This window comes from Paenibacillus sp. ATY16 (genome assembly GCF_003399985.2).
GTDB lineage: Bacteria > Bacillota > Bacilli > Paenibacillales > Paenibacillaceae > Pristimantibacillus > Pristimantibacillus glycanilyticus.
Genome location: NZ_NMOK02000009.1, coordinates 1 through 18,887, shown reverse-complemented (window position 1 = coordinate 18,887; position 18,887 = coordinate 1). Strand labels below are relative to the sequence as shown.

Genomic DNA, 18,887 nt, shown 5'->3' with positions numbered 1-18,887 from the left:
TTTCTGCACCGCAATCGGATTAGGAGTTGTCCAATACAAGGAAAAGCCGTTATAATAGGCATATAGAAAAATGAAGAAAGTGGTGCAGCATGGGTCGTAAGTGGAATAACATTAAAGAGAAAAAAGCTTCGAAAGACGCTAACACAAGCCGCATTTATGCGAAATTTGGTCTTGAAATTTATGTAGCGGCGAAGAAAGGCGAGCCTAACCCGGAATCCAACGGCGCATTGAAGTTCGTTCTTGAGCGCGCGAAAACGTATAACGTACCGAAGGCGATTATCGATCGCGCGATCGATAAAGCAAAAGGCGGCTCGGACGAACAATATTTCGAGCTCCGTTACGAAGGATTTGGTCCCGCGGGCTCCATGATCATTGTAGATGCCCTGACGAACAACGTAAACCGCACGGCTCCGGAAGTGCGTTCGGCTTTCAATAAAGCCGGCGGCAACATGGGCGTAAGCGGATCGGTATCTTATATGTTCGACCAAACCGCAGTAATCGGCGTGGAAGGCAAATCGCTGGATGACGTGATGGAAATTATGCTGGAAGCGGACGTTGACGTCAACGATATCGTGGAAGAAGACGAGACGATCATGGTCTATGCTGCTCCGGATCAATTTAATGCGGTGCAAGAAGCATTCAAGAATGCCGGCATTTCGGAGTTTGCGGTGGCAGAAGTAACGATGCTTGCGCAAAACTTCGTCACGCTTCCGCAAGACGCGGTTGCTTCCTTCGAGAAGCTGATTGACGCGCTTGAAGATTTGGAAGACGTTCAGCAAGTATATCACAACGTTGAATTTGAATAATCTTGATGGTAAACGGTCGCCTAAGGGCGGCCGTTTTTTTATATAAATCTAAGCGGAGATAGCCGTTTCACCTTGTTTTACGGGATGAATATCGAGGTATATCCAAGTATAGTAGGTAACCTCGAACCAATCTAATGAAAAACATTTCAGTTCTTTTCAGCCCGGAGGATGTCCTTTAGAATAAGGTTTGCTGGAGAACAGCCGTTTGTGTCTGCAATAAAAAATTTTCGGTAAACGAATGGAGGAGCATTACGATGAAATATCGGAAACTTGGCGGTACAGGTCTGAAGGTTAGCGAAATCAGCTTAGGCAGCTGGCTTACATATGGCGGTTACGTGGAACGCGAGAATGCGGTTAACGCGATTCGCACGGCTTACGATTTGGGAATTAACTTTTTCGATACGGCTAATGTGTACGAGCGCGGCGGCGCGGAGGAATTGGTTGGCGAAGCGCTGAAAGCGTATCCGCGCGAATCCTATGTTCTCGCGACAAAAGTATTCTGGCCGATGGGCGACGGTCCTAACGACCGCGGCTTGTCCCGCAAGCATGTGATCGAGCAGGCGAATGCGAGCTTGAAGCGTCTTGGCCATGATTACATCGATATTTACTACTGCCACCGTCATGATGCGGAAACTCCGCTCTATGAAACGCTTCGCGCGATCGATGATCTGGTTCGTTCCGGCAAAGTGCTGTATGTCGGCGTTAGCGAATGGCAGGCGTCGCAAATTGCAGAAGCGCTTGGCGTAGCGGATCGATATCTGCTGGACCGTATTGTGGTTAACCAACCGATCTATAATATGTTTGAGCGTTACATCGAGAAGGAGATCATTCCGCTTAGCGAACGCTCCGGCATCGGCCAAGTTGTCTTCTCTCCGCTGGCGCAAGGCTTGCTTACCGGCAAATACACGTCCGCAACCGATTTCCCTGCGGACAGCCGCGCGGCTAAAATCGATTGGATGGGCAAAGGCATTACGGAAGAGAAAATCAACAAGGTCCGCCAGCTGGAAGCTATTGCGTCGGAGCTCGGCATCAGCGTAGGCAATCTCGCGCTTGCCTGGATTCTCCGTCAACCGAACGTAGCCAGCGCGCTTGTTGGCGCAAGCCGTCCGGATCAAGTAACGGAAAATGCGAAAGCTTCGGGTATTGCTTTGAGCGAAGACGTATTGGAACAAATCGAGACTATTCTGAAGTAAAAGAAGGAGACATCCTAGATGGCTAAAGTTGTAGTTACCGGCGGGAGCGGGATGCTTGGACGTTGGATCGTCAAGCATTTCGTGGAACAAGGGTATGAAGTGCTTAACGTAGATACGCGCCAACCGGAAGAATCGATTTGCCCGACCCTGATCGTGAATCTGGAGGATCTGGGTCAGACTTACGGAGCGCTGGCAGGCGCAGATGCTGTCATTCATATGGCGGCCATTCCGAGAGCGGGCATGGTGCCTCCCGAGGTCACCTTCCGCAACAATGTGATGTCTACCTACAATGTGCTGGAAGCAGCAGCTGGCCTTGGCATTAAAAAAGTAGTTATTGCGTCCAGCGAATCCTCTTATGGCATCTGCTTCGCGGAGCATCCGTTTGGGCCGCAATATGTACCGATGGATGAAGCTCATCCGCAGCTTCCGCAGGACAGCTACGGATTGTCCAAAATCGTTAACGAAGCGACAGCCGATATGTTCCACCGCCGTACCGGCATGCAGGTCGTATCGCTGCGCCTCGGCAACGTCATTCCGCCCGAATGGTATGAACGTTTCCCTTCGTTTATCCATAAGCCGGAGGAGCGGGAACGCATCCTGTGGAGCTATATCGATACGCGTGACATAGCGGAAGCTTGCGAGCTCGCCATCAAGGCGGAAGGGCTTGGTTCCGTAGCGATCAACCTCGCGAACGATGAGTCTAGTATGGACATAACCAGCCGCGAGCTGATGGCGGCCCGTTATCCGGAGGTCACCGATTTCCGGGCGCCGCTTGAAGGCTTTGAATCGCTGCTGAACAGCGACAAAGCTAAGACGCTGCTTGGCTGGCAGCCGAAATATTTCTGGCGCGAGCAGTTGAAGAAGTAATGGAGAACGGTCCTTATCCGCGCGATATGGACCGTTTTTTGTTGCGGATATTTCGCATTGCCAAATTTGATTGGCCAAATGTGTCATTTTTTATAGACAGCTTTCCTACGCGCGGAGTATACTTTAAACGCTTACTTAGTTGAATTTACTTAATAGACATGAGAAGGTGCGGCAGCTTGTGAGTTATCTTTTTCTTTTCTTGGCAACTTTGGCATGGAGCTTTGTAGGCGTGCTTGTAAAAACAGCTTCTACGATGGTCGACAGCTCCATCATCTCCTTCTGCCGGTTCTTCTTTGGCGTTCTTGTGCTTGGGATTTATCTGTTGATGAAAGACGGGAAGATCGAGTTCCGTTACCGGATGAAATGGCTCTGGTTCGGGGCTGCGGGCAAATCAGCCAACTATATTTTCGAGAACGTCGCGCTTATGATCGGTTACTCTTACGGCAATATTCTCGTACAGCCCGTGCAGACCGTGGTTCTGCTCTTAGCGGGCAGCTTCGTCTTCAAGGAGAAGGTGACGAGGGCCGGTTGGATCTCCGCGGCATTATGCGTGGTCGGCGTTATCGTTGTCGGGTGGAACGGCGTTCCGCTGGACAAGCTGCTCGGAAGCAGCGGATTAACGACCGTCTTGTTTACTCTTGCGGGGATTGGCGCTGCGGTGCATGTCATGAGCCAGCGCATGCTTGTGAAGACCATGGGTAACGGCAATATGAATTTCTCCGTCTTCCTGATTGCAACGCTGATGGTGTCGATTCCGATTCCGTTCCAGAGCGAAGGATTTACCGGAGTATCAACGGCCGGAGCATGGCTGGCACTGGTCTGTCTTGGCGTTATTACGGGCTTAAGCTTCTTCTGGTTCGCGGAAGCGATGAAGCGGGTGCCGTTCGCCGTAGTAGCGATTGTCGGCAACAGCTCCGTGTTGTTCTCGATTCTGTGGGCATACATTTTCTTCCGGGATCCAATTACGAGCTATATCATTATTGGCACTCTAATCTTTGTGGCAGGCTTCCTGCTTCTTAACTTCTCCGGTCCAAGAAAGAAAACCGCGAAACAAGAAGACAGCGTGGAAGCAGCGGTATAAAGCAAAGGAGCGAATACGATGGATCAAATTAGCGACCTTCCGGCCAAGCTAAGCAAGCCGGCGAAGCGCGCCTTTACCCAAGAGGGTTATGTGAAGCTTGAGCAGTTTGCGGGGCTTACCGAAGCCGAGGTCCTTGCGCTCCATGGCGTTGGGCCAACCGCAATCGTCCTGCTTCGCCAGGCGCTTGCCGAGAAGGGATTAGCCTTCCGCGAATAACGTTAGGAGCAGCGGGCAACCGCTGCTCTTTTTACACGGCGAAAGGGGGGGCATGCCGTATGCGAAAGGTTGAAACGAACAGGCGTCTATCGAGGCCCGTGCATGTCATCCTGCTTATCTTGTTTATCCTGTATAGTCTTATAATGATCAAGCTGTTGTTTATCCGCGACAGCAGTTACAGGTGGCCAGTCTATAATTACAACCTTGTCCCGTTTCATACGATCAAATCGTTGATCTATCACCGGCACGCTTATAATACCGATGCTTGGGTGAAGAATCTGTTCGGAAATATCGTCTTGTTTATTCCTCTTGGCGTATGCCTCCCGCTGCTTAGCCGGAGGCTGTTTCAAGCAGCCAGAAGTCTTGCGGCCATAATCCTTATTCTGTTCCTTGTAGAGTTTATTCAACTCGTAACCAGAGTCGGCAGCTTTGACGTTGACGATATTATTCTGAACACGCTTGGAGCGGTCATTGGACTAGCCTTTATCAAGCTGTTGTTCGCATCCCGGTGAAGAAGTTAAACTGCATATAGGATAAAAACCGTGCCCATTGGCACGGTTTTTTTGGTTTGCCCGTTATTTCTTTAGAATCCCTTCGAAAAACACCTGGAAGGAGATCAGCAGCTGGTCTCCAAAGCCTTCCTTCGAAATGCCCATAACCCAGTTAAGCATCGTTCCCAAATAGATTTGCGTCGCGATGCACGCCATCGTCGTGGCGGGAATCGTTGTCGTGAACTCGCCTGTCTGTTGGCCTTTCTCAAATACGGGAATCAGATTGTCCATAATCAGACAGAAGCCTTCCTTGCTTTCCTCGATGTTCTGGTTGTTCGCGAGCATGCCTTGAATCGACAGCAGAAGCATGCCGTGATTCTCTGCCATGGCATCGCCAAGCGTCTTGACGAGCGCCAGGAAGCGGGGGGCGTAAGGCCCTGGCTTATCCTTGAGGTTTACGATTTCATCAATGGCAACCAGCTTGTTCAGCTTGCCGCGGACATCTTCTTTGGTTTTGAAATAGTTAAAGAAAGTGCCTTTGGCAACGCCGGCAGCTTCCGTTATTTGAGCGACGGTGGTGGATTCAAAGCCTTGCTCTGCAAACAGGCACATCGCCGCTTCAAGTATCCGGTTTTTGGTCTCGAGCTTTTTCTCTTCTCGGTTCACAGCCATCATCCTCCGTTTAATGCCTACAGTATAGCATATCCACGGCTAATATGGGTTCAAACTTTTAATGACCGATGGTACAAGGTTTAAAGGAATTTATAAATTTATTAGTCTATATTTAACTGATTAAGGAGCTATAATGCCAATTATAACAATAAAAATAAAAAATGACCACTGGTCTAAAATAATGTTGACCGACGGTCATTTTATCGCTATAATCCAAAATGTAAGAAATCACGAATGGAGGATACAAATGGCGAAATCAAATATTCAAGCCGTAACTGACGCGAGTACGTTTACGATCAGATCGATCATCGCGCCTCTCATTGCCGTCATTGTTGGTTTATTTATGGTTATTCTGGACGGAACGGCGATGAATGTCGCGTTAAGCGGCTTCATGAAGGAGTTCGGCAAGGACTTGTCCGTCGTTCAATGGACGACTACGGGATATGCGCTTGCGCAAGCTGCTGTCATTCCGCTGGCAGGCTGGCTGTCCGACCGGTTTGGGGCAAAGCGGATTTTCCTCATTTCCGTGGGGATGTTTACGTTTGGTTCCTTGCTATGCGCTTTTGCGGGCAATATCGAAATGCTGATTCTTTTCCGGATTATTCAAGGTCTTGGCGGCGGCATGGTTATGCCGATTGCCTTCGCGATCATTTATAAGCTTAGCCCGCCCGAGAAGGTTGGCTCCGTCATGGGGATGCTTGGAATTCCGGTTCTGATCGCTCCCGCATTAGGCCCCGTTGTAGCCGGCGCATTAATCGATTACGCAACCTGGCATTGGATCTTCCTTATCAATATCCCTCTTGGCATCATCGGGATTATCGCAGGCATGCGTACGTTGCCGAACATTGAGCGCCAGGAGGTTAAATCGCTGGACGTTCCGGGCATTATTTTTGGACCGCTCGCATTTGCCGCATTATCGTATGGGGTAAGCGAAGGAGGCACAAGCTGGACTTCGGTTCAGACTTTAACCGGTCTGATTGTCGGCGCTGCCTCGCTCATTATCTTCGTGTTTGTTGAGCTGCGCAGCAAGCAGCCGCTTCTGGAGCTTCGCGTATTCCGCTCCAGGGATTTCAGCAAGGGGATTATCGTCCAGTGGTTTACGCAGATTGCGCTGATGGGAACGTTCTTCCTCATTCCGATGCTTCTGATTCAAGTCCAGGGCCATACGGCCACGGAATCCGGCCTGATCATGCTGCCTCAAGCGATCGCTTCCGCCGTCTTTATGCCGATTGGAGGCAGGCTGTTCGACCGGATCGGAGCAAGACCGCTGCTGGTTACCGGCCTTAGTATCGTCGGAGTGGCTTCGTTCCTGTTATCGAACATTTCCGCGGATGACGGTTTATCGCTTATCCTGATTACTTCCGGTCTGTTTGGAGTGGGGATGGGCTTGTCCATGATGCCGATGAATACGTATCTGATTCAAGCCTCCCCGCCAAGCCTGGTTGGCCGCGTCACCTCGCTTACTTCCGCAGCGCAGCAGGTGATGACGTCTTTTGCGATCGCGGGACTAAGCACTTATCTGACTACAAAGATTAAAGATGCGACGGTACCTGGCAAGGCTCCGGAGATTGACGCCTTATATCATTCCTACGGTGAAACTTTCCTTGTTGTGGTCGGCATTGCCATTGCAGGCGTTTTGTTGGGCTTATTCCTTCGCAAACCGGTCAGAGCAGAAGGCGATGAAGGTTCTGTCGTTGAAGCTCCTATGATGATGGGTCACTAATCCGAACGAAAATACCATTTATTTCTGAATTGTTCAGGAATGGATGGTTTTTTTCGTTTACAGACTGTACAACTGTATGTTATCTTCAATATATATTGATTGCTTTACTGCTATAAAGCGTCTACGCGACATCAGACTACGGAGGGTGCACATGACAGTATTAGAAGGACTGCGATCGGCCATTGATAAGACGGACCAACAGATTGTTGCCTTATTGGCACAAAGATTCATCTTTACTGAGGCAGTAGGGGAATACAAAGCAGCGAATCAGCTTCATTCGCAAGATCCCAAGCGGGAAGAACAGCAGTTCAAGAAAATTGTCGAGCTCTCCGAGCAGTACGGCTTGAGGCCAGAATACGCCGTAGACATTTACCGGAAAATTATGGACATCGCGATATCAAGACATCAGGAGCTGCTTACGGATAATTTCACGGATCAAGCGGTCTAAGGCACGGCGGTTGTAACTTCGGTTACGCCGCGGTGCTTTTTTTTGTACATATTTCCATCCCTGTTGGAGCAAAATGACAATAACTACAAGGTTAGGGAGGGTGCCGCCTCGTGATCATCCTCGGACTTTTCGTCATTACGGTAATGTGCCTGCTCGTCATGTGTTTTCTGGATATGCTCGTTTTTAAACAATCTTTCCTGCATGTATTTGTGCATCTTCTTCCGATCTATCCGGATACTTCGACCATCTATATTATCGTGGCTGCGTTTCTGATGGGAGCATGGGTAGACTTCAATATGACCGAGCGTTTGAAGAAGCCCAGCAAGCAGCCGAATAAGCAGGGAAGAGGGAATAACGGTGACGCCAAGCAAAATTAACTTTGTTGATATGTTCGCGATGCAGCTGGTGTTTTTGCTCAGTACATCGATTATCTTCGGAACGCCCAGCGTGGTTCCAGACTCCTGGTTAGTCGGAATCATTGCGTTTTTCCCGGCTTGCTTGTTTATTGTCGTGTATGGTGCCATGTTGTCTTCGCAGAAGGATATGGGGCTGTACCAGCTGCTTGAAAAAGCTTGGGGAAAAATCATAGGCAAAGCTTTTGTCCTTGTCTATGCAACGTACTTCCTGTACATTGCCTCCCGGAATATCCGGGATATGGTTGAGCTCGTTATGAGCACGCTCCTTCGCATGACTCCCGTACCGCTCATCACAACGTTGTTCGTCCTGATCGTTGCCTATGCCACGCTGGGCGGGATTCAGGCCATAGCCCGGTTCGCATCGCTTGTATTATGCATTGTAATAATGATGCTGCTTACTATCGGGATTCTTCTGCTGTTCAGCAGCTCGCTTATTCTGGAACAGATGCTCCCGTTCTTATCGCAAGGAATCGGTCCGGTGGTTTTGTCTGCCTTCCAGCATTCGATCTGGTTCCCTTATGGAGAGATCGTTGTATTCCTGGTATTTCAGAAGGAGATTGGCGGCGCGAAAGGCTTTCGCCGGCTTACCTTATACGCATTCCTGAGCGCATGCATTATTTTATCGGTGTCCGATCTCATTCAAATCTGGACGCTTGGCATCGAAGAGAAGAAATATTCCTCATTCGCTTTGCTTGATGCGGCGCGTCTCATCAATATCGCCAATATCATCACGCGGATGGATGCCATCGTCGCGCTTATCATTATGTTCGGAACGCTGCTTAAATGCGCGGTCTTTTTATTCGCCTGCACGGAAGGTCTTATGCATATTTTCAAGGGTAAGACGGGGAAATATAATTTTCCGCTTGCACTTCTGGCAGGTGCATTCTCAATCCTTGTCACGCGCAACAGCGCCGAGCATTTGACGGAAGGCTTGACGTATGTCATCTATACGCTTCATATTCCGCTTCAATTAATCGTGCCGCTATTAACGCTGCTGCTGCTCCGAATCCGTTACCGAAAAGGAGAGGCCACATGAATACGGACAATATGAGCTTTGCCGGAGAGGAGTCCCACCGTTTAGAGAATGTAAAAAAACAATTTTCTTCCGTGTTCGGCAATACGGCGGATCTGGCGGTAGTCTCCGTGGATGTCGGGCATTACAAAGGGCTTCTATGCTATTTGACCACCATGACCAATACGGATTTCATCATTGAGCATGTTCTGAAGGAACTGACTCTGTCCGATCATAAAGAGCCTGTCAGCATGGACGAGACCTTTCATCTGCTTGAGATTGTCCATTATGCCGCATTGAAGCATGAGACGCTTGTAGACCTGGATAAGGTAATGGACAAGATTGTTCTTGGCAACGCCGCCATCTTTATAGACGGATTCCCGAAGGTGCTTGTTCTGGAGGTTCGAACGCTTAATTCCCGTTCCATTGACGAGCCGACCACGCAAAATGTCGTTCGCGGCCCGAAGGAAGGATTCACGGAATCGGCAGATACGAACATGAGCCTGATCCGCAGAAGGTTCAATAACGTAAAGCTCCGTTTCGAGAAGTTCGAACTTGGTTATATGACGCATACGGCTGTCTATATGACTTACCTGGACGGCGAGGTGGAGGATCATATTCTGAAGCAGGTCCGGGAGAAACTGAACGGCTCGCAAATCGACAGCTTGTTCGATTCCGGCCGGATTGAAGAGATGCTTCATTCGAAGGGAAAAGGAATTCAGCTGTTTCCTACCGTCTATAGCAGTGAACGACCGGACGCGATTTGCAGCTCTTTGATAGACAAACGAATCGCTATCATTGTTGACGGCAGCCCGTTTGCGCTTGTTGTTCCGTCACTATTCACCGACTTCTTCAAATCGCCGGAGGACGAGTACCAATGGGTCGTTATTGGAACCTTTTCCCGCGTGCTCCGATACTTTGCTTTTATTTTGTCTCTGGTTGTCCCGGCTCTCTACATTGCGGTGACGACCTATCATCAGGAGCTTGTTCCGACCATTCTGCTGACCAGCATCGCAGCCCAGCGGGAGGGCATTCCCTTTCCGGCAAGCATCGAAATTCTGCTCATGGAAATTACGTTTGAGATTTTGCGCGAAGCGGGTACACGGATGCCCCGGCTGGTTGGACCAACCATCTCCATTGTTGGCGCACTCGTGCTTGGCGAAGCTGCGGTACAGGCCGGAGTCGTCTCCAACATTAATGTCATTGTTGTCGCCTTGACCGCGATCTCCGGCTTTGTCGCGCCAATCTATACGTTTGGTTCCAAAGTGCGCTTTTTCCGGTTCGGGATGATTATTCTGGCCTCCGTTATCGGGTTATACGGTCTCGTACTGGGCTGTGCGATGCTTATGGTACAGTTGACTCGCATTGAATCGTTTGGCGTACCGTATTTGTCGTTATTCTCCCGCTGGGATAAGAGGAGAGTCACATGAGCGCCATACGATTCGGTGGGATGATCTTGCTGTGCCTTGCTCTGATTACCGCTTGTACGGGATGCTGGGATCAGTCCGAGCTGAACCAGTCTTCCCTTGTCACGGGTATGGCGCTTGAACCGGGCAATCATTCGAAATACAAGGTGACCTTTGAAGTCGTTAACGCTCTGGAGACGGACCCAAGCAAAGGGGGGAAGGGCGGCACTCCAACTGCGATTTATTCCAAAGAAGGTAATTCGATAGCCGAAGCAACGCAAAGGATCAACGAAAGCTTGGAGCGAATGATCCTTATCTCTCATATCCGGGTTATCATTATCGATGAACGGCTTGCAAGGGAAGGGATCGATCGGTTTATGGACGTACTTCAACGGAACCGGTATGTCCGTGAAGACGTTCTAGTGTTGGTTGGGAAGGGCTCCCCCGCATCGGATTTCCTAAGAACGGTCTACGCAAGGGGGCAATATGCCGGGTATAAGATTCAGATGCAGGTGGAGACTTACCGGAAGGTCCACGGAGGCATTCCTCGGAGTCACTTGTACGATGTTGCACAGGCGCTGTTAACGGAAGGACGCGTGCTGATGCTCGGAGCGATTACCATATCGGGCGACGTAGAAAAGAGCGCATCCCTCGATTCGATTAAGACCGTCTACCCGGCTGCTGTCGTCAAAATGGCCGGAGCTGCTGTCTTCCACGGAGATAAGCTTATCGGGTACCTATCCAACGAGCATACGCGTATGGTTATGCTGGCAAGCGACTACGTCTATAACACATTATTTTCCTTGCCGGGATCGGATGGCGGGCCCAAAAGCCCCGGCGCCGTAGCCGTTCAATTCTACCATATGCACTCCCATATGCATGTTCGGATGGATGGTAAAACGCCAAAAATTCGGCTAAATGTCGAGGGGGATGGCAAGATTACGAGTCTAGACCAGAATATTAAGCTGTCGACAATTGAGGGTTATGACAAGATTGAAGAAATGACCCGGGAATACGTTAATCAAGAAATGCAAAAGACGATTAGCTATGTGCAGAAAAATTTCGGCGTAGACGTGTTTGGCTTTGGCCAGCACTATTACCGCTATCACTTCCGCAAGTTCAAACCTATCGCGAGGGAATGGGACTCGCTATTCAGCAAAGCCGAAGTGGAAATCGACAGTAATTTCACTTTGCGCCGCCCGGATCTGAAGACGCAAAAGCTTGAAAAAGACGGGATTGGACCATAAACATGGAAGAAGACCAGCATCCGGCTGGTCTTCTTCCGTTTATGCATTGATTACAATCATCATAATGGCTGATGCCCAGATGAGCAGAGCGGAGATTTTGTTCATCGCCTTCATCAGTCGGCCGCTGGAATCCAGCTTGCCAAGTATTCTTCCGGCTGCGGCGAGAGAGAAAAACCACAGCCAGGAGACGAAGATACAGGCTGCGGCGAACATCCATTTTGCCGGGCCGCCGTAATGCAAGGAGCTGGTACCGATTACTCCTATCGTATCCATGATGGCATGGGGATTAAAGAGCGATACCGAGACGGCGAGCATAACCTGCTTGCGCGGGGAATACCGGCGAGCTTCGGCAGTGGAGTATGCTCCACCGTTTGAGCGCCAGGTTATCCAGCCGATATAGGCAAGAAACAGTACGCCGGCGATAATAAGAATGGTTTTGAGTACGGGTATGTTTATAATAAGTACAGAGACGCCGAGAATCGCCAGCAGAATCAGAATCGTATCGCATAAGGCCGCAGCGATAACGACCGGAAGAGCCATGCGGAATTTGGGTTGCAGAGCGCCTTGCGAGAAAATAAACACATTTTGCGCGCCAAGGGGCAGAATGAGCCCGATGGCCAGCAGTAAACCATGCAGGAATGGCAAAGGAAACACAGCCTTTCGTTGTATGAAAATATGGACTTATTGTAAGGGCTGCAGCAAACATTGTCGCCATCCAAACGGTTGGCTTGCATACCAACCAATATCAGATCAGGGAATGGGGATACCGATGAAGTTTGAAACGAACTGGAGGCCGGTCCGGAATAACGGAATGCCTCTTTACCGGCAAATCGCCGATTATGTCCGTGCAAAAATAGAAAGCGGCGAATGGCCGCCGGGCAGCCGTATCCCGACGGAAAGAGCTATCGCGCAAGTATTCGGCGTGAATCGGAGCACTATCGTACAAGCCTTCGCAGAACTGACGGCAGACGGGCTGATTGAAGGGAAGAGCGGGAGCGGGACAATCGTTTCCGCAGACGCAGCCTGGGATAACGAGGTTCCCAAGCTGCCGGACTGGGAAGCTTATGTTAAGACCGGTGTACATCGACCGAATCAACGAACCATTCAGGATATTAATCATGCGGAGTTTTTACCGGATATCATACGGCTTGGGACGGGGGAGCCTTCTCCGGATTTATATCCGAAGGCGATGAACCGGATCCTCCGGCAGCTGCCGCCCCAAACGGATATTTTCGGCTATCCGGAGCCCCGCGGCTTGTATCCGCTTCGGGAGGAGATCAGCAAGCATATGGCGGGTTACGGAGTGAACGTATCTCCCGATTCGGTACTCATTGTATCCGGAGCCCTGCAAGCGTTGCAGCTTATAGCCCTCGGTCTGCTGAAGAACGGATCTTCCGTATTAACCGAATCCCCGTCTTATCTGCAATCCCTTCAAGTCTTTCAGTCTGCCGGCATGAGTATGACCGGCTTGCCTTTAAACGAGGAGGGAATGGACGCGCGGGCACTCGAGCATTATGCGGGAAGCGGAAAGGGGACGTTACTGTATACGATTCCCAGCTTCCATAACCCTACGGGCACGGTCATGTCCTTGAACAGAAGGCAGGACGTTTACCAATTATGCGTAAAGTACAAGCTGCCGATCATGGAGGATGATGCGTACCGCGATCTCTGGCTGGACGAACCATCCCCTCCGCCGCTTAAATCGCTGGACCAGAACGGGCTGGTCCTGTATATCGGGAGCATGTCCAAGACGTTAAGTCCAGGACTGCGGATTGGCTGGGTTATTGGACCGGAGCAGGTGATCCATCGGCTTGCCGATGTGAAGATGCAATCCGATTACGGGGCCAGCACGTTATCCCAATGGACGGTCGCGCAATTTCTTCGGCAAGGGCTGTACGGGGAGCATCTCGACCATGTGAGGAAGGAGCTGAGAGCCCGCCGCGCCTATATGCTGCAGCTGCTGGACTATTATATGAAAGGAGTGGCGGAATGGGTGGAGCCAGCAGGCGGGTTCTATATCTGGCTAAGGTTCAAACGCGACCTGTCCATCCACGCATTATTCGATGCAACTCTTAGAGACGGAGTACTGCTCAATCCCGGATACCTCTACGACAAAACGGATCAAAATCATCTTCGCTTGTCCTACTCTTACGCCTCTTTCGAGCAAATGAAAATAGGAATCGAGCGGCTTGCCCACAGCATACCCTGAAGTGACGGGATGCTGTTTTTTTGTTCAAAATTTCCATGAAAAAAGTGCAAACTTTTTGGCGGCCTGATGCGTCTTGAATACATAACAAAATTATTTAATATGTAAGGGACGGAAACAGCAATGGAAGACAACATGAACAGCAAGAAACGTTACATGCCGGGATTGGACGGATTAAGGGCTTTATCGGTGCTCGCCGTCATCGCGTACCATCTGAACATGAAATGGGCGCAGGGAGGATTAATTGGAGTTGCCATCTTTTTTGTCATCTCCGGCTACCTCATTACCGATCAAATCCTTATTCAGAAGCAGCGCTACGGAAGGCTGGATTTGAAGGACTTCTGGATAAGAAGAGCACGCAGGCTTCTTCCTGCGATGTTCTGTATGCTGCTGTTCGTTGCCATATGGCTGTTGTTACTCGATCCCGACCGGTTAAACCACTTGCAGGGCGACTACTTATCATCGCTGTTCTACGTCAATAACTGGTGGCTGATTTTCCATCAGGTCTCGTATTTCGAAAGCTTTGGCCCGCCGTCCCCAATCGGACATCTATGGTCTCTGTCGATTGAAGAGCAGTTCTATCTGATTTGGCCGCTGCTATTGCTTCTGACCCACCGCCGCGGCAAGCTGTTCGTTATGATTCTTGTCGCAGCCGTCGCATCGGCACTCGCAATGGCGTTCCTGTACGTTCCCGGATCTGATCCAAGCCGCGTCTATTATGGAACGGATACCCGCATGTTTGGTCTTTTGATTGGAGCGGCACTGGCTGTCGTATGGCCGAGTCATAAGTTGAATGCTGCGGTGTCCAAAGCCTCCCGGTTTTCGATGGATATCATCGGAGGCATAAGCTTGATCGCCCTTATCGTCTTGATGTACCAAATGAACGAATACGATGCTTCATTATACCGCGGCGGCTTCCTGGGCCTGTCGGTTCTCACTGCAACTGTAATCGCTGTACTGGCGCATCCTGCCAGCTTGCTGGCCAAAGCCTTGGGGCTTCGCCCGTTAAAATGGATTGGCGTACGTTCTTATAGCTTATATATTTGGCATTACCCCGTTATTATTTTAACGAACCCTTCCAATCAAGCGGTTACCCCCAGTCCGTTATTGATTGCATGCCAGATTGCGGCAAGCTTTGCGCTCGCTGCCTTATCTTACAAATACGTGGAGGAACCGCTTCGGCGCGGCTCGCTTCGGGCAAAATTCCGGACGGTATTCTCCGTCAGATGGCTTGGCGTACAGCCTCTAGCTTTTTTAATTATTATTCCTTTATTACTTACGCCAAGCTTCGGGAACTCGCTTCTGAAGGCGAAACAGGCTCCGGTTACGGTTGTCTCGGATAATATCGAGCGTGATGACTTGCAGCCGACAACACCGCCATCTACGCCAACGCCGTCTCCAACAAAAGAGCCGGAAGACGATGCTGCCGCTGCAACTCCCGACAAGCATGCGGATAAACCGGATGAAAATACCGCATCTAGCAAACCGGCGAAAAATGAGGAGCCGGATCCTACAAAGGAGCCTGTTCAGACGACTAAGCCGGAGCATACGCCGGAGCCGTCCAAAGAACCGGAAACGGATGCCGGGAAGCCTTCCGGAGAGACAAAAGACAGCTCTACCACCGAGCCTCCGCAAAAGGGATCGGACGACCCGAATAAGCCGCCGGTTGAAACGGCAAAACCTCCCGTTCATCAAGCGGGAAGCGGCAAAGGTATTACCGTTATCGGCGACTCCGTTATTTTGGATGCCGCACCGTTCCTCGAAAAATTAATGCCCGGCATCGTAGTGGACGGCAAAGTCGGCCGTCAGATGAGGCAGGCACAGGACGTGATCGACCAGATGAAGGCTAACGATACGCTGGGCAGCACGGTCGTTCTAGAGCTGGGAACCAACGGAGCGTTTACCAACAAGCAGCTGAAGGCGTTAATCGAGTCGCTTGATAAGGTTGATCGTATTTATCTCGTCAATACGCGCGTTCCGCGGAATTGGCAGGATACCGTAAATCAGATGCTTCCAGAAGTTGCTAAGGCGTACAGCAATGTAACCATAGTAGACTGGTATTCTGCAAGCGAAGGGAAGGAAGATTATTTCGCGAAGGATGGCGTTCATTTGAAGCGCGACGGCGCAGAGTTTTATGCGTCCGTGCTTATAGATGCGATCTCCAAGTGACCATAAATAGAGAAGGGTATGCCGGCCATGAACAGAAAGTCCGAACAAATACTGACCAATTGCATTACAGAAAACAAGGAAAACATTTACCGGCTGGCATATAGCTATGTCAAAAATAAAGAGGACGCGCTCGATATTGTTCAGGATTCGATTTATAAAGCCATGACCAGTATCGAGCTGCTCAAGGATTCCACAGTGGTGAAAAGCTGGTTTTACCGTATCGTTGTGAACACCTCTTTGGATTTCTTGCGCAAGCACAAGAGAGTTCATCCGATGGACCGGGAAAAACTGGAATTTTACGCTTTAGGCGCAGAGGATTCCTATATGGACATCGATCTGGTCAGGACACTCGCGGATTTGCCCCCTAAATACCGGGAAGTTGTAGTCCTCCGCTACTTCGAGGATATGAAGATCGAAGAGGTGGCGGAGGTGCTTCAAGAGAATGTGAATACGGTCAAAACGAGATTGTACCAAGCGTTGAGACTGCTTCGCATGAAGCTGAAGGATTCTTCCTTAAAGGAGACTAATGGATGAGTGATATATTAGAGCATCTGCGGAAGGAGTATCAGTCGGTACCGATTCCGGAGGAGCTGGATCTTATCGTTAACCGTTCCATCAAACAAGCCCTGCATACCCGCAAGGCGAAACGTTTGAAGGTGAAAGGGATGACGGTAGCGGCAGCGATACTCGTATTTCTGATTGCGATTAACGCCAGTACAACGGTTGCGAACGCTCTTGCTTCCATCCCTGGCGTGGAACGGATTATCAAAGTGCTTACCTTGCAAGAGTTCAAAGTGAAGGATTCCAATTACGAAGCCGATATCAAAGTGCCGGCGATTACGAATATGGAGAACAAGGAGCTTCAAATGGGGCTTAATCAGAAATATTTGGCCGAAAGTAAAGCGTTATATGCCCAATTCCAGGCAGAGATTGAAGAACTAAAGAAACAAGGCTTGAACGACGCTCATGTCGGAATAGATGCCGGATATGAAGTGAAGACGGATAACGATACGATTTTGTCTATTGGCCGTTATTTTTTGCAGACGGCGGCATCTTCTTCCACGGTGATGCATTTTGATACGATTGATAAGAAGAATCAGAGATTGATTACATTGCCAATGTTGTTCAAAGATGATCAGTATATAAAGCTGGTAAGCAACAATATTTTAGCCCAAATGAAAGAGCAGATGAAAAACGATGACGGCAAGATCTATTGGATTGCCGGAGCAACGGACTATATCTCGAAAGAGGAGACGTTCTCGTCGATCAAGAAGGATCAGAGCTTCTATATTAACAAAGACGGCAAGCTGGTTATCGTATTTAATAAATATGAGGTTGCTCCGGGCTCGATGGGCCTTCCGGAATTCATTATTCCAACAGACGCCATCCAGGGCGATCTTGTCAGCAACCATTATATTAAGTAAGGGACAAGCAGAGGGGCGATGCTCCTCTGCTTTGTTTTGTCTCCGCAATTCCTTATTTTGGTGACAAGATAGGGATCGGGATGGTAAAATACAGCCGATAAACTCACAAGCGAAGGGACAAATCCAATGAAACTTCATTCCAATACCATTCTTATAACCGGCGGTGCTTCCGGCATCGGTCTCGAGCTGGCTAGCCGCTTATCGGCCCTTGGCAATACGGTTATCGTAGCTGGCCGGGATCAAGCCAAGCTCGAACTAGCGAAAGCGCAATACCCGAAGCTTCATACGTTCCCGTGCGACGTTACGAATCCCGATTCTATCGCCCAATTGCATAACAGCGTAATCGTTCAATTCCCGGAGCTTAATATGCTTATTAATAATGCAGGCCTGATGCGTAAAATCAATTTGCAGAAGAAGGAAGTCGATCTCCTCGACATCAGCCGCGAGATCGAGACGAATCTGAGCGGACCGGTCCGTATGGTTAACCAGTTCCTGCCCCATTTGCTGAAGCAGCCATACGCGGCCATCATGAATGTCTCATCCGCATTGGCGTTTGTTCCTTTCGCGATCTCGCCCGTCTACGGCGCTACAAAAGCCGGCATTCATTCCTTTACCCGCTCTTTGAGGGCCCAGCTCAAGAATACGCAGGTTCAGGTATTTGAGCTTGCTCCGCCATTAACGAAAACAACGCTGGTTGACGCGTTCGAAGCCGATGATATGAAAGGAAGCGCGGCGATGGAAGTGTCCGAGCTCGTTAGTCATGTCCTTAAAGCGATGGAAAAGGATCAGCTTGAAATTCGTCCGGGGCAAAGCAATCTGCTCAAGCTGATGAGCCGGATGGCGCCTAATTTTATTTTCAAGCTAATGAGTAAATCGGTGGATGCCATGCATGCGGAAGCCGGAAAATAAAAAGGGTGCCTCACTTGCCTTTTAAAAAAGAAAAATAGCGTTGCAGGGATAGCTCCCTGCAACGCTATTTTTATGAAAATCACTAACCAGTTGTATTAGCTTTTTTTATCCCGATATCCGCCGTAAGAAGAGCAGCCACCACCAAAGATACCACAGCTGCAAGCGATAATGACCAACAGGATGAACAGAACAAGAATGAAACCGGAAGATGCCATTAAGAATAAAACCTCCTAGTAATTTAGAATACACTATAGATTATGCTTCTATGTTAGCAATTGCTTGGACCTCTATCTCGTAGATAAGAGGCTATTTGCAATCGTCATGCTAGGATGAGTCTCCTGATAGGAAGATTGACAGGCCAGGCGCAAGCGGACAGAAGACCCCGTATAGGGGCCTTCTGTCCGCTCTATATTTTAAAGAATTACATTCATCAGCATTCATGGAGGCATGATGCTTTATTGATTAGTAGTAACCTTTACCTGTACCTACGCCTCCAACCCCTGGGTAACCGCCGCCGCAGCCGCCACCCCAACCGCCTACAAATCCGCAACCGCAGACGATGATCACCAGCAAGATGAACAGCACAAGAATTGAACCAACA

At 49.7% G+C, this 18,887-nt stretch carries 20 protein-coding genes; 17 read left to right on the top strand and 3 right to left on the bottom strand.

The window, feature by feature from the left end:
* Positions 1-89 precede the first annotated feature (89 nt).
* From CFI03_RS06485 to CFI03_RS06460, 6 genes are all read left to right on the top strand, one after another.
* Positions 90-806, top strand: a complete 717-nt coding sequence (locus CFI03_RS06485) for a YebC/PmpR family DNA-binding transcriptional regulator (protein WP_248756853.1) — start codon at positions 90-92, stop codon at positions 804-806.
* A gap of 254 nt (positions 807-1,060) precedes the next feature.
* A complete protein-coding gene (locus CFI03_RS06480) occupies positions 1,061-1,999 on the top strand; it encodes an aldo/keto reductase family protein (RefSeq protein WP_127496707.1) in 939 nt (312 codons plus the stop codon).
* A gap of 18 nt (positions 2,000-2,017) precedes the next feature.
* Positions 2,018-2,866, top strand: a complete 849-nt coding sequence (locus CFI03_RS06475; protein ID WP_248756852.1) for an NAD-dependent epimerase/dehydratase family protein — start codon at positions 2,018-2,020, stop codon at positions 2,864-2,866.
* A gap of 166 nt (positions 2,867-3,032) precedes the next feature.
* Complete coding sequence (locus CFI03_RS06470; protein WP_349292461.1) at positions 3,033-3,947, top strand: DMT family transporter; 915 nt, start codon at positions 3,033-3,035, stop codon at positions 3,945-3,947.
* 18 nt (positions 3,948-3,965) lie between these two features.
* Positions 3,966-4,163 (top strand): helix-hairpin-helix domain-containing protein, encoded by a 198-nt coding sequence (locus CFI03_RS06465; RefSeq protein WP_248756850.1) that lies wholly within the window; start codon positions 3,966-3,968, stop codon positions 4,161-4,163.
* 59 nt (positions 4,164-4,222) lie between these two features.
* The gene (locus CFI03_RS06460; RefSeq protein ID WP_248756849.1) at positions 4,223-4,675 is read left to right on the top strand and encodes a VanZ family protein; all 453 of its coding nucleotides are present in this window, start codon (positions 4,223-4,225) and stop codon (positions 4,673-4,675) included.
* Positions 4,676-4,738: 63 nt separating this feature from the next.
* On the opposite strand, the gene CFI03_RS06455 is transcribed toward CFI03_RS06460, so the two are convergent.
* Positions 4,739-5,320: a TetR/AcrR family transcriptional regulator gene (locus CFI03_RS06455; RefSeq protein ID WP_248756848.1), complete on the bottom strand. Its 582-nt coding sequence runs from the start codon at positions 5,318-5,320 to the stop codon at positions 4,739-4,741.
* Positions 5,321-5,573: 253 nt separating this feature from the next.
* On the opposite strand from CFI03_RS06455, the gene CFI03_RS06450 reads away from it, so the two are divergent.
* From CFI03_RS06450 to CFI03_RS06425, 6 genes are all read left to right on the top strand, one after another.
* A complete protein-coding gene (locus CFI03_RS06450; RefSeq protein WP_248756847.1) occupies positions 5,574-7,049 on the top strand; it encodes an MDR family MFS transporter in 1,476 nt (491 codons plus the stop codon).
* 151 nt (positions 7,050-7,200) lie between these two features.
* Positions 7,201-7,497 carry a chorismate mutase gene (locus tag CFI03_RS06445; RefSeq protein WP_201008082.1) on the top strand — a complete coding sequence of 99 codons (297 nt, stop codon included), beginning with the start codon at positions 7,201-7,203 and terminating at the stop codon, positions 7,495-7,497.
* 110 nt (positions 7,498-7,607) lie between these two features.
* Positions 7,608-7,874, top strand: a complete 267-nt coding sequence (locus tag CFI03_RS06440) for a hypothetical protein (protein WP_248756846.1) — start codon at positions 7,608-7,610, stop codon at positions 7,872-7,874.
* Positions 7,855-8,949, top strand: coding sequence for a GerAB/ArcD/ProY family transporter (locus tag CFI03_RS06435; protein ID WP_248756845.1), 1,095 nt, complete (start codon positions 7,855-7,857; stop codon positions 8,947-8,949). The genes CFI03_RS06440 and CFI03_RS06435 overlap by 20 nt, the downstream gene beginning before the upstream one ends.
* Positions 8,946-10,355, top strand: coding sequence for a spore germination protein (locus tag CFI03_RS06430; RefSeq protein ID WP_248756844.1), 1,410 nt, complete (start codon positions 8,946-8,948; stop codon positions 10,353-10,355). Before CFI03_RS06435 ends, CFI03_RS06430 begins: the two co-directional genes overlap by 4 nt.
* Positions 10,352-11,578, top strand: a complete 1,227-nt coding sequence (locus CFI03_RS06425) for a Ger(x)C family spore germination protein (RefSeq protein WP_248756843.1) — start codon at positions 10,352-10,354, stop codon at positions 11,576-11,578. Before CFI03_RS06430 ends, CFI03_RS06425 begins: the two co-directional genes overlap by 4 nt.
* A gap of 39 nt (positions 11,579-11,617) precedes the next feature.
* Here CFI03_RS06425 and CFI03_RS06420 read toward each other — a convergent pair whose 3' ends face one another.
* The gene (locus CFI03_RS06420) at positions 11,618-12,223 is read right to left on the bottom strand and encodes a LysE/ArgO family amino acid transporter (RefSeq protein WP_248756842.1); all 606 of its coding nucleotides are present in this window, start codon (positions 12,221-12,223) and stop codon (positions 11,618-11,620) included.
* 124 nt (positions 12,224-12,347) lie between these two features.
* On the opposite strand from CFI03_RS06420, the gene pdxR reads away from it, so the two are divergent.
* From pdxR to CFI03_RS06395, 5 genes are all read left to right on the top strand, one after another.
* On the top strand, positions 12,348-13,787 hold the full coding sequence (gene pdxR, locus CFI03_RS06415; protein WP_248756841.1) for a MocR-like pyridoxine biosynthesis transcription factor PdxR: 1,440 nt from the start codon (positions 12,348-12,350) through the stop codon (positions 13,785-13,787).
* A gap of 120 nt (positions 13,788-13,907) precedes the next feature.
* Positions 13,908-15,953 carry an acyltransferase family protein gene (locus tag CFI03_RS06410; protein ID WP_248756840.1) on the top strand — a complete coding sequence of 682 codons (2,046 nt, stop codon included), beginning with the start codon at positions 13,908-13,910 and terminating at the stop codon, positions 15,951-15,953.
* Between the two features lie 27 nt (positions 15,954-15,980).
* On the top strand, positions 15,981-16,487 hold the full coding sequence (locus CFI03_RS06405; protein WP_248756839.1) for an RNA polymerase sigma factor: 507 nt from the start codon (positions 15,981-15,983) through the stop codon (positions 16,485-16,487).
* Positions 16,484-17,377, top strand: a complete 894-nt coding sequence (gene rsiV, locus CFI03_RS06400; RefSeq protein ID WP_248756838.1) for an anti-sigma-V factor RsiV — start codon at positions 16,484-16,486, stop codon at positions 17,375-17,377. Before CFI03_RS06405 ends, rsiV begins: the two co-directional genes overlap by 4 nt.
* Before the next feature lie 126 nt (positions 17,378-17,503).
* Positions 17,504-18,286, top strand: a complete 783-nt coding sequence (locus CFI03_RS06395) for an SDR family oxidoreductase (protein ID WP_248756837.1) — start codon at positions 17,504-17,506, stop codon at positions 18,284-18,286.
* Positions 18,287-18,381: 95 nt separating this feature from the next.
* On the opposite strand, the gene yjcZ is transcribed toward CFI03_RS06395, so the two are convergent.
* Positions 18,382-18,501 carry a sporulation protein YjcZ gene (yjcZ, locus tag CFI03_RS06390; RefSeq protein ID WP_127496725.1) on the bottom strand — a complete coding sequence of 40 codons (120 nt, stop codon included), beginning with the start codon at positions 18,499-18,501 and terminating at the stop codon, positions 18,382-18,384.
* Positions 18,502-18,887 lie beyond the last annotated feature (386 nt).